At 66.7% G+C, this 11,540-nt stretch carries 6 protein-coding genes and 1 pseudogene; 5 read left to right on the top strand and 2 right to left on the bottom strand.

What is annotated here, in order from left to right; translation table 11 throughout:
• The first annotated feature begins 7 nt into the window (after window positions 1-7).
• The 5 genes from F6Q13_RS02855 (at window position 8) to F6Q13_RS02875 (ending at window position 10,004) form a co-directional block, all read left to right on the top strand.
• Complete coding sequence (locus tag F6Q13_RS02855; protein WP_293051949.1) at window positions 8-2,008, top strand: cytochrome c oxidase assembly protein; 2,001 nt, start codon at window positions 8-10, stop codon at window positions 2,006-2,008.
• A gap of 199 nt (window positions 2,009-2,207) precedes the next feature.
• Window positions 2,208-2,669 carry a single-stranded DNA-binding protein gene (gene ssb / locus F6Q13_RS02860; protein WP_293051951.1) on the top strand — a complete coding sequence of 154 codons (462 nt, stop codon included), beginning with the start codon at window positions 2,208-2,210 and terminating at the stop codon, window positions 2,667-2,669.
• A gap of 72 nt (window positions 2,670-2,741) precedes the next feature.
• Complete coding sequence (ettA, locus tag F6Q13_RS02865) at window positions 2,742-4,418, top strand: energy-dependent translational throttle protein EttA (RefSeq protein ID WP_293051952.1); 1,677 nt, start codon at window positions 2,742-2,744, stop codon at window positions 4,416-4,418.
• Between the two features lie 51 nt (window positions 4,419-4,469).
• Complete coding sequence (locus F6Q13_RS02870) at window positions 4,470-9,326, top strand: NAD-glutamate dehydrogenase (RefSeq protein WP_293051953.1); 4,857 nt, start codon at window positions 4,470-4,472, stop codon at window positions 9,324-9,326.
• 12 nt (window positions 9,327-9,338) lie between these two features.
• Window positions 9,339-10,004 (top strand): hypothetical protein, encoded by a 666-nt coding sequence (locus F6Q13_RS02875; RefSeq protein WP_293051956.1) that lies wholly within the window; start codon window positions 9,339-9,341, stop codon window positions 10,002-10,004.
• A 59-nt stretch (window positions 10,005-10,063) separates the two neighbouring features.
• Here the strand turns inward: F6Q13_RS02875 and F6Q13_RS02880 are convergent, their stop codons facing one another.
• Window positions 10,064-11,083, bottom strand: coding sequence for an NAD(P)-dependent oxidoreductase (locus F6Q13_RS02880; RefSeq protein WP_293051958.1), 1,020 nt, complete (start codon window positions 11,081-11,083; stop codon window positions 10,064-10,066).
• Between the two features lie 84 nt (window positions 11,084-11,167).
• Window positions 11,168-11,540 (bottom strand): annotated as a pseudogene (locus F6Q13_RS02885) (hypothetical protein); the annotation flags it as partial.

The raw sequence follows: 11,540 nt of genomic DNA on the forward strand, positions 1-11,540 counted from the left end.
TGGACACATGTCAGTTGTGCACCGATATGCGGCGGCGGGGCCGCTGCTGATCGGGGTGGCCACGCTCGCCGGCTGCACCGCCGCCGGGATCGCGGCGTTGTCGCTGGCCGACGCGCTGACCGCCACCGGGTTGCCCGATCCGGGCCCGGTGACCACCCTGGGGTTGCCGTTCGTGCGGGCGGCGGCGGAGATCGCCGCGGTGGTCGGCGTCGGCTCGTTCCTGTTCGCGGCGTTTATGGTGCCGCCACAAGACAGCGGCGTGCTCGACCGCGACGGCTACCGCGCGTTGCGGCTGGGCACGGTGGCATCCGGCGTGTGGGCGACCGGTGCGGCGCTGCTGGTCCCGCTGACCGTTTCCGATGTGTCCGGACGCCCGTTGACTACCCTGCTCAACCCGCTGAAACTGTGGTCCCTGGCGGGTTTGGTCAATATCTCGGACGCGTGGCGGTGGACGGCTGCGCTGGCCGCCGCGGTGACGCTGGCCAGTCTGGCCGTGCTGCGCTGGTCGTGGACACCGCTGCTGCTGGCCGGGTCGCTGGTGAGTCTGGTGCCGCTCGGGCTGACCGGACACTCCTCCGTGGGGGGATCACACGACCTGGCCACCAACAGCCTGCTGATCCACCTCACCGCGGCAAGCCTGTGGGCCGGCGGCCTGTTGGTCTTGCTGGTCCACGCGATCCGCGGCGGCCGGCACGCCGATGTGGCCGCGCGGCGGTTCTCCGCGCTGGCGTTGTGGTGTTTTGTCGCGGTGGCGCTCAGCGGTGTCGTCAACGCCGTGGTGCGGGTGCTGCCCTCCGATCTGGTGACCACCGGCTACGGACGGCTGGTCATCGCCAAATTCGTCGCATTGTGCCTGCTCGGTTTCATCGGTTGGCGCCACCGGCGTGGCGGTGTCGCCGCCTTGCAGGCCGATCCGACCGCCCGGGGGGCGTTGATCCGTCTGGGGCTCATCGAGGCGGCGGTGTTCGGTGTGACGTTCGGCATCGCGGTCGGGCTGGGCCGCACGCGGCCGCCTCCGCCGCCGATCCTGCGTCCCTCGATTCCCGAGGTCGCGATCGGCTACAACCTTGCCGGGCCACCCACCCCGGCCCGGGTGCTGTTCGACTGGCGCTTCGACCTGCTCTTCGGCAGCGCAGCGATTGTTTTCGCAGCACTGTATGCGGCCGGCGTGCTGCGCTTGCACCGCCGTGGCGATCGCTGGCCGCCGGGGCGGACGATGTCGTGGCTGCTGGGCTGCGCCGCGCTGCTGTTCGTGACGTCGTCCGGGACGGGTCGCTACATGCCGGCGATGTTCAGCATGCACATGGCCGCTCACATGATGTTGTCGATGCTGGTCCCGATCCTGCTCGTGCTGGGCGCCCCGGTCAGTCTGGCGCTGCGGGCGCTGCCCACGGCCGGGCGCGGTGAGCCGCCGGGCCTGCGGGAATGGCTGCTGATCGCGCTGCACAGCCGACTGTCGCGGTTCTACACCAACCCGATTGTCGCGACCGTGCTGTTCGTCGGCGGATTCTACGGCCTTTATCTCAGCGGGATCTTCGACGCCGCGGTGGGCAGCCATTTCGGCCATGTCGCGATGAACGTGCATTTCTTGCTGAGTGGATACCTGTTTTACTGGGTGGTCATCGGTGTCGACCCGACGCCGCGGCCTATCCCGCCGTTGGCCAAGGTGGGGGTGGTCATCGCGTCGTTGCCGCTGCATGCCTTCTTCGGGGTGGTGCTGATGGGCACCGCCGAGGTGCTCGGCGGACGCTTCTACCGGTCGCTGCAGTTGAGCTGGCACACCGATCTGCTCGGTGACCAGCGCCTGGGCGGTGGAATCGCCTGGGCGGCCGGCGAGATTCCGTTGGCGGTCGTGATGATCGCGTTGCTTGTGCAGTGGCGCCGCAGCGATCAGCGCACTGCCGCGCGGCTGGACCGTGCCGCCGACCGCGACCACGACGCCGACCTGGCCGCTTACAACGCGATGCTCGCCGAACTGGCCCGCCGCGACACCCTGGGACAGCACTAGCCCGGCGGCTGTACCGCTTATCCACAGTTGCGTTTTTCTGCACAGCTCGACCGTTGCGAGACCGCGGCGTGCCGCTGCCCGTCGGTGTCGCGACGCGCAATGGTGACGACACGGCGGTGCGGTGTCACCGGGCAAGCCCGGCTCGTCGCTCACGTCACCGCCGACAACTCGCCGATAACCGAGGAAAGGAAAGTGAGCAATGTTCGAAACGCCGGTAACTGTGGTCGGCAACATCGTCAACGACCCCCAACGCCGCACGGTCGGCGGACAGGAAGTGATGAAATTCCGGCTCGCGAGCAATTCGCGTCGTCGCGGCGCCGACGGCGCCTGGGAACCGGGCAATTCGCTGTTCGTCACCGTCAATTGCTGGGGCCGACGGTTAGTCTCCGGAGTGGGTGCCTCGCTGGGGAAGGGCTCGGCGGTGATCGTCGTCGGCCACGTCTACACCAGTGAGTACGAGGACCGTGACGGGATCCGGCGCTCGACGGTCGAGATCCGCGCGACCTCCGTCGGCCCCGACCTGTCGCGCTGTATCGCCCGGGTGGAAAAGACGGTCGCCGTCGCAACCCACGGCACGACACCGCCGACACCCAACCCCCAGGCCGGGGCCGGCGGCGAGGCTTCGGCGGACACCGACACCGGGTTGCCGTTGTCGGCGTGACCGGGGCTGCCGCCGCGGTGCCTAGGATGGTCGGCGGGCAACCTCGCTAGACCAGAAAGGCAACAGTGCGGCATGGCTGAGTTCATCTACACGATGAAAAAGGTCCGCAAGGCGCACGGCGACAAAGTCATCCTTGACGACGTCACGCTGAGCTTCCTGCCGGGAGCCAAGATCGGCGTCGTGGGCCCCAACGGAGCGGGCAAGTCGAGCGTCTTGCGGATCATGGCCGGCCTGGACAAGCCGAACAACGGCGACGCTTTCCTGGCCACCGGCGCCACCGTGGGCATCCTGCTGCAGGAGCCGCCGCTGAACGAGGAGAAAACCGTCCGGGGCAACGTCGAAGAAGGCCTGGGTGACATCAAGGTCAAACTTGACCGATTCAACGAGGTCGCCGAGCTGATGGCGACCGATTACTCCGATGCGCTGATGGAAGAGATGGGCCGGCTGCAAGAGGAGCTCGATCATGCCGACGCCTGGGATCTCGACTCCCAGTTGGAGCAGGCGATGGACGCTCTGCGCTGCCCGCCGCCCGACGAGCCGGTCACCCAGCTGTCCGGCGGCGAGCGGCGCCGGGTGGCGCTGTGCAAGCTGCTGTTGGCCAAACCCGACCTGTTGTTGCTCGACGAGCCGACCAACCACCTCGACGCCGAAAGTGTGCAGTGGCTCGAACAGCACTTGGCGCATTACAAGGGCACCGTCTTAGCGGTCACCCACGACCGCTATTTCCTCGACAACGTCGCCGAGTGGATCTTGGAACTGGACCGCGGCCGTGCCTACCCCTACGAGGGCAACTACTCCACCTACCTGGAGAAAAAGGCCGAGCGATTGGCCGTGCAGGGCCGCAAGGACGCCAAACTGCAAAAACGGCTGCAGGCCGAACTGTCGTGGATCCGATCCGGCGCCAAGGCCCGCCAGGCCAAAGGAAAGGCTCGGCTGCAGCGCTACGAGGAGATGGCCGCCGAAGCGGAGAAAACCCGCAAGCTCGACTTCGAGGAGATCCAGATCCCGACCGGGCCGCGGCTGGGCAACGTGGTCGTGGAAGTCGAGCACCTGGACAAGGGCTTCGAGGGGCGGCCACTGATCAAAGATTTGTCGTTTAGCTTGCCGCGCAACGGGATCGTCGGTGTCATCGGACCTAATGGCGTGGGCAAGACCACCCTGTTCAAGATCATCGTCGGTCTGGAGAAACCGGACAGCGGCACCGTCAAGGTCGGCGAGACCGTCAAAATCAGCTATGTCGACCAGCAGCGTGCCGGCATCGACCCGACCAAGACCGTCTGGGAGGTGGTTTCCGACGGGTTGGACTACATCCAGGTCGGACAGAACGAGATCCCCTCCCGCGCCTATGTTTCGGCGTTCGGTTTCAAGGGCCCTGACCAGCAGAAACCGGCTGGTGTGCTATCCGGCGGCGAACGCAACCGGCTCAATCTGGCGTTGACCCTCAAGCAGGGCGGTAATCTGCTCTTGCTGGACGAGCCGACCAACGATCTCGACGTGGAGACGCTCGGTTCGCTGGAAAACGCGCTGGAGAACTTTCCCGGCTGCGCGGTGGTGACGTCACACGACCGCTGGTTTCTGGACCGGACGTGCACGCACATCCTGGCCTGGGAGGGCGACGAGGACAACGAGGCTAAGTGGTTCTGGTTCCAGGGCAATTTCGCCGCCTACGAGGAGAACAAAGTCGACCGGCTCGGCGTCGAGGCTGCCCGTCCGCACCGAGTGACCCACCGCAGACTCACGCGCGACTAATGTCGGCGGCGCCAGCGTTGTCAACCGGGCACAGGCAGGGGAGCAGTCGGCATGACCGTTGATTCAGGGGATAGCACCGACTGCCCGGCAACCGAGCAGGCCGCCACAGAGCCCGCATCGCCGGCAGACGACCTCGACGGAGCCATTCCCGACTGGTTCACCAGCGCCTACGCCGACTCCTGTCAAGGTCCGCAGGACAACGCGGCCGAGCCGGGTCGACCCACCGAGATGGTCGGGCCGGCATTGCTGGGCGCGCACTACCGATTGGGGCGGCACCGTCCGGCAGGGGTAAGCCGCGTCGCCGTCTACCCGGCGGACGATCCGGCGGGATTCGGCCCGGCGCTGCAGGTTGTCACCGACCACGGCACCATGCTGACGGACGCGATCACGGTGCTGCTGCACCGGCTCGGGATCTCCTATGTGACGATCATGACCCCCACCTTTGACGTACGTCGCGACGCCAGCGGTGATCTGCTCGACATCGCGCCGGCGACGTCGGGCAACACCGGGCTCGAGGAGACCTGGTTGCACGTGCAGCTCGCGCCGTCGGTGGACCGTGGTGCCCTCCTGCAAGCTGAGCGGTTGCTGCCCGGGATGCTCGCCGACGTGCGCCGGGTGGCGGCGGACTCGGCGGCGATGATCACCACCCTGACGGATTTGGCGCACGACGTCGACACTGACACTTCGGGCCGCTATCGGGGCCCCGACCGCCACGATGCGGCCGCGTTGCTGCGCTGGCTGGCCGAGGGGCATTTCGTTCTGCTGGGCTATCAGCGTTGCCCGGTGCACGACGGCGTGGTGTCGACCGACGAAGCGAGCGGGCTTGGCGTGCTGCGCAACCGCAAGAGCACTCGCCCGAGGCTGTCCGACGACGATCACTTGCTGGTGGTTGCCCAGACCACCGTCGCCAGCTACCTGCGCTACGGCGCCTACCCCTATGTCGTCGTGCTGCGGGAAAACGCCGGCGGAGGTGCCGTCGAGCACCGCTTCATCGGCCTGTTCACTGTCACCGCGATGAACGCCGACGTGCTGGAGATCCCGATGATCTCCCGCCGGGTCCGCGAAGCGTTGGAGTTGGCCGGCCCCGACCCCAGCTACCCGGGTCAGCTGCTGCTTGACGTCATCCAAACCGTGCCCCGCTCAGAGCTTTTCGAGCTCAGCGCTGAGCAATTACTGTCGATGGCGAAGGCGGTCGTCGACCTGGGAACCCGGCGCCGCACGCTGTTGTTCCTGCGTACCGATCCCCTCGAGCACTTCGTGTCCTGCCTGGTCTATCTGCCGCGGGACCGTTACACCACCGCTGTCCGGTTGAAAATCGAAGACATTCTGGTTCGCGAGCTTCACGGCACGAGCCTTGAGTTCACTGCTCGTGTCACTGAATTGCCCTGGGCGTTACTGCATTTCATGGTCCGCTTGGCCGACGACACTCGCGGTGTCGACACCTCCGAAGCCAATCGCCAACGAATCCAGGCGCTGCTGAGCGAAGCGACCCGCACCTGGGCCGACCGGTTGGTCGGTGTCGCGGCCGAAGGCTCCGTCATCTCCCAACCGGTAGCCGAGCATTACGCGGCGGCGTTCTCCGAAGCCTACAAACAGGCCATTGCGCCAGCCGACGCCATCAATGACATCCTCGTCATCGAGCAGCTGGTGGACGACTCGGTCAAGCTGGTGGTCTCCGACCACGACGACGTCGACGGCGTTGCGCTTCTGACTTGGTATTTGGGTGGACAGACCGCGTCGCTGAGTCAATTGCTGCCCATGCTGCAGTGCATGGGCGTCGTGGTGCTCGAGGAGCGGCCCTTCACCGTCACCCGGCCCGACGGGTTGGCGGTGTGGATCTATCAGTTCAAAATCACGCCGCATCCCACCATTGCGCTGGCGCACGACGGCCCGGAGCGGGAAGCCGCCGCCCAGCGGTTCGCCGATGCGGTCACCGCGATCTGGCAGGGACGCGTCGAGATCGACCGGTTCAACGAGTTGGTGTTGCGTGCGGATCTGACCTGGTGGCAGGTCGTGGTGCTGCGCAGTTACGCGAAGTATCTGCGGCAGGCGGGTTTTCCCTATAGCCAGGCGTTCATCGAATCGGTCCTCAACGAGAATCCGCACACCGCCAGGTCACTGGTCGCCCTGTTCGAGGCGCTGTTCGATCCGAATCCGGTCGGTGCGCCCAAACGGCGCGACGCCCAGGAGGCAGCCGCAGCCGTCGCAATGGACATCGACGCACTGGAAAGCCTGGATACCGATCGGGTGTTGCGGGCATTCGCTACCCTGATCCAGGCGACGTTGCGCACCAATTACTTCGTCGCCCGCGACGGCTCCGCTCGCAGTCAGAATGTGTTGGCGATCAAGCTTGATGCCCAACTTGTCGACGAACTTCCCTTGCCGCGGCCCAAGTTCGAGATCTTCGTGTACTCTCCCCGCGTCGAAGGTGTGCACCTGCGGTTCGGTCACGTCGCACGCGGTGGCCTGCGCTGGTCGGACCGGCGGGAGGACTTCCGCACCGAGATTCTCGGCCTGGTCAAAGCGCAGACGGTGAAGAACGCGGTCATCGTGCCGGTCGGTGCCAAGGGCGGTTTCGTCGTCAAGCGACCGCCGCTGCCCAGCGGCGATCCGGCGGTCGACCGCGATGCGATCCGTGCGGAAGGTATCGCCTGCTACAAGTTGTTCATCTCCGGGCTGCTGGAGATCACCGATAACGTCGACCACAGCACCGGGGAAGTTAACCCGCCACCGGAGGTGGTGCGCCGTGACGGGGACGACGCCTACCTGGTGGTGGCCGCGGACAAGGGGACCGCGACGTTCTCCGACATCGCCAACGATGTCGCCAAGTCCTACGGGTTCTGGCTGGGCGACGCCTTCGCGTCGGGTGGATCGGTGGGCTATGACCACAAGGCGATGGGGATTACCGCCCGCGGCACGTGGGAGGCTGTCAAGCGGCACTTCCAGGAAATGGGAATCGACACCCAAAGCGAGGATTTCACGGTCGTCGGCATCGGCGATATGAGCGGTGACGTGTTCGGCAACGGCATGTTGCTTTCCAAGCACATTCGATTGTTGGCCGCATTCGATCACCGGCACATCTTTCTCGACCCCAACCCGGACCCGGCGAAGTCCTGGGGGGAACGCCGACGGCTGTTCGAGCTGCCGCGGTCCAGCTGGGACGACTACGACCGGTCCCTGATCAGCACGGGCGGCGGGGTGTACAGCCGCACGCACAAAACCATCCCGATCAGCCCGGAAGTCCGCGCCGCGCTGGGAATCGAGGACGACGTCACCGCGATGGCGCCACCGAACCTGGTGCGCGCCATACTCCAAGCGCCAGTCGACTTGCTGTACAACGGCGGTATCGGCACCTACATCAAGGCGGAGTCGGAGTCCGACGCCGACGTCGGGGACCGGGCCAACGATGGGGTGCGACTTAACGCCAACCAAGTGCGCGCCAAAGTGATCGCCGAAGGCGGCAATCTCGGTGTCACCGCGCTCGGCCGAGTCGAGTTCGATCTGTGCGGCGGTCGAATCAACACCGATGCGCTGGACAACTCGGCCGGTGTGGACTGCTCAGACCACGAGGTCAACATCAAGATCCTGATCGACTCGTTGGTCACCGCCGGCAAGGTCAAGGCCGAGGAACGCTCTGCGCTGCTGGAGTCGATGACCGATGAGGTCGCCCAGCTGGTCCTGGCTGACAACATCGACCAGAACCACCTCATGGGCACCAGTCGCGCGAATGCCGCCAGCCTGTTGCCGGTGCACGCCGATCAGATCAGGTACCTGGTGGCTGAGCGGGGGCTGAACCGCGAACTCGAGGCGCTGCCGTCGGAGAAGGAGATTCGCCGGCGTGCCGATGCCGGCCTCGGGCTGACCTCGCCCGAGCTCGCGACGCTGATGGCGCACGTCAAGTTGGCGCTCAAAGACGACGTGTTGACAACCGATTTGCCGGATCAGGAGGTTTTCGCCGCCCGGCTGCCACAGTACTTCCCGTCGGTGCTTCGCGAGCGGTTTGGCAGCGAGATCCGTTCGCACCAACTGCGCCGCGAGATCGTGACCACCATGCTGGTCAACGACATGGTCGACACCGGCGGCATTACGTATGCCTTCCGGCTCACCGAAGATGTCGGGGTACGGCCGGTCGACGCGGTGCGCACTTATGTAGCGACCGACGCCATTTTCGGGATCAGGGATCTGTGGCGGCAGCTGCGCGCACTCTGCGACAACAACGGGGTGCCGGTCGCGGTGTCCGACCGGATGGCCTTGGATACCCGCCGGTTGATCGACCGTGCCGGGCGCTGGCTGCTCAACTACCGTCCGCAGCCGCTGGCGGTCGGCGCCGAGATCAACCGGTTCGCCAAGGCGGTCCAAGCGTTGACCCCGCGCATGTCGGAGTGGTTGCGCGGTGACGACAAAGCGATCGTCGAAAAGGATGCCGGCGAGTTCGTTTCCCGCGGTGTGCCAGAAGATTTGGCGTACATCGTGGCGATCGGCCTGTACCGGTACAGCCTGCTGGACATCATCGACATCGCTGACATCGACGACCGCGAGCCCGCCGAGGTCGCCGACACCTATTTCGCGCTGATGGATCGGCTCGGCACCGACGGGCTGCTGACCGCCGTTTCGGAACTTCCCCGCGCCCAGCGCTGGCATTCGTTGGCGCGCTTGGCGCTTCGTGACGACATTTATGCTTCGCTGCGGACGCTGTGCTTCGAGGTGCTCGCGGTCGGCGAGCCGGGCGAAAGTGGCGAACAGAAGATCGCCGAATGGGAACACACCAGTGCTTCGCGGGTCGAGCGGGCTCGCCGCACCCTCACCGAGATCTACGAAAGTGGCGACCGGGATTTGGCCGCACTGTCGGTGGCGGCCCGACAGATCCGGCGCATGACGCATTCCACTGGGCGAGGGTCGCACCGATGATCACGTGCCGCGGTGGCTAGGGTAGCCGAGCACGGACTATGGCTGGGCCCTGGGTCGATGGAAGCCCAGCGCGGGGATCTGGCTGCCTTCGTCGAGCGGACGCTACGACTTGACGACGCCGCGGTGATTCGGCTGCGAGCACGTTCGGGCGGTTTGGTGACCGCCTGGGTGGCCACCAGTTTCGACGTGTTGGCCAGCAGGGCGGTGACCGGTAGCGTTCGGCCGCAGGATTTGTCGGTCAGCGCGGCTACGCTGGCAGGCGGGCTGGCCAAGATGAGCGACTCCGGCTACGTCGACCCCGGCTTCACGATGGATGCCGCCTGGCGGGGCGCGTTGCCGCCGGAGTCGGGTTTCACCCACGTCGACGACGTCCCGGCGCGGTTGATGCTGGACTTGGCGCAGCGTGGGGCGCGACTGGCCCAAGAGTACGTTGGCGCCCACGGACCGCCGGTGTCGCTGCTCGATCAGGAGGTGCTGCGGGTCAGCTCGGCCGACGTCAGCGTGGGAGTGCCGATGCGGTGCGTGTTCGCCTTGAGCGCGATGGGTTTTTTGCCCTCGGCGTCCGCCGGGGTCGACGAGGTCGTGCGGGTGCGGGTGCTGCCGGCGTGGTTGCGGATCGACGCGCGGTTCGGCTCGGTGTATCGGCGCCGCGGCGACCCGGCGCTGGTCCTGCGCTGACTGTGCGGTTTCATACGCGACACGCGCGCGGCGGCGTATCACACCGCACAACGGGGCCGCTACAGCGCTGCGGTGGGCTCGTTGACCGGATGGTCGGGACGGTTGCCGCGGAGTACCTGGCGGATTTGCCTGGCCGCCGCGAACGCGATGTCGCGGCGCGCTGCGCGCACGGCTGACCCGAGATGCGGGGTCAACACCGTCCGGGGATGGCGCAGCAGCGCTTCGGGGATCGCCGGTGGCCGATCGGGGCGCGCCCAGTCCTCCATTTCGAACACGTCGGCCGCATAACCGGCGAGCCGTCCGGTGGTCAGCGCCTCGGCCACGGCCTGCTCGTCGACGACCGAACCCCGGCCGACGTTCACCAGGAATGCTCCCGGTCGCAACCGGGCGATCGCGGCAGCGTTGAGCAGGTGCTGCGTGCTCGACGTGAGCGGCAGCAGCGCTATCGCGATGTCACACGTGGCGAGCAATTCCTCGAAATCGACCCGCCGCACGGCCAACGTCTTTTCCTGGTGCCGCGCAAGCGGTCGAGCGTCGAAGTAGACGGTGTGGCAGCCAAAGCCGACCAGTCGGCGGGCCACCGCGCGGCCCAGTGCTCCCATGCCGAGCAATCCCACGGTGGCGCCGCTGAGCCCGCTTCCGTAGAACACCGGCCGCCAGCCGGGGAACCCGTTGAGCCGCAGATCTCGGTCGGCCTCGCTGATTCGGCGGGTGATGTCGAGGGTGAGCGCGATGGCCAGGTCGGCGGTCGGCTCGGTGAGCAAGTCGGGCACGATGGTGAGCCAGACGCCGTGGTTTCGGCACGCCGCTGCATCGAAGTTGTCGAAACCCTTTAGGGCTGCGCTGATTATCCGCAGCCGCGGGCATGCGCCCAGAAACGATTCGTCTACCCGGTCCGCCATGCAGGCGAGGATCGCGCTGGCATCGTGGGCGTGGGCGAGCACTTCAGATCGCGAGAACACTCTCGGTTCGCGGGGAGCGACCGGTTGGGAAAACTCCCGCAAATACTCCACCACGTCGTCGGGGACCCAATGTGTCACGACGACTTTGTGGTTGACCTCGCGGTTGGTGGGCGCCACATCGTGACCGTACGGCATCTCGGTGGGCGAGCGGGCTTGGTGTCTCGATACCGGTGCCTCGGTTAGCCGTTGTTAGCGCTTGAGTCAGTCCGTGTCGCGCTCGTCGGGATTGTGGCCGGGGGGCAGGATTCGCCGGGCGGTAATCGGTTTGCCGTCGATGTGTTTGATGACCTCGGGCGGGTTGGGTGCAGCGGTGATGCGGCCCTGCACCGGGGCGCCGTTTTTCACCGTGGGTCCGACGATGCGCTTGGTGTCGGTCTTGGCGTCGGGTGACGGGGCGGCGCCGGCCATGCCGGCCGGCGGCACCAGCGGATAGCCACCCATTCCGCCGCGCGAGGCGGCTGCGGACTCGGCCGCCGGTGGCGCCGGCGGCGGGGCCGGCGATGAGGCTGCGGGGAAGGTGGCGGCCGAGGGAACCGGCGGCGGGCCGAGGTTTCCCGCCGGCGCGGTGGCCTCC

Source organism: Mycobacterium sp. (assembly GCF_008709575.1).
In the GTDB taxonomy this organism is placed as follows: Bacteria; Actinomycetota; Actinomycetes; order Mycobacteriales; family Mycobacteriaceae; genus Mycobacterium.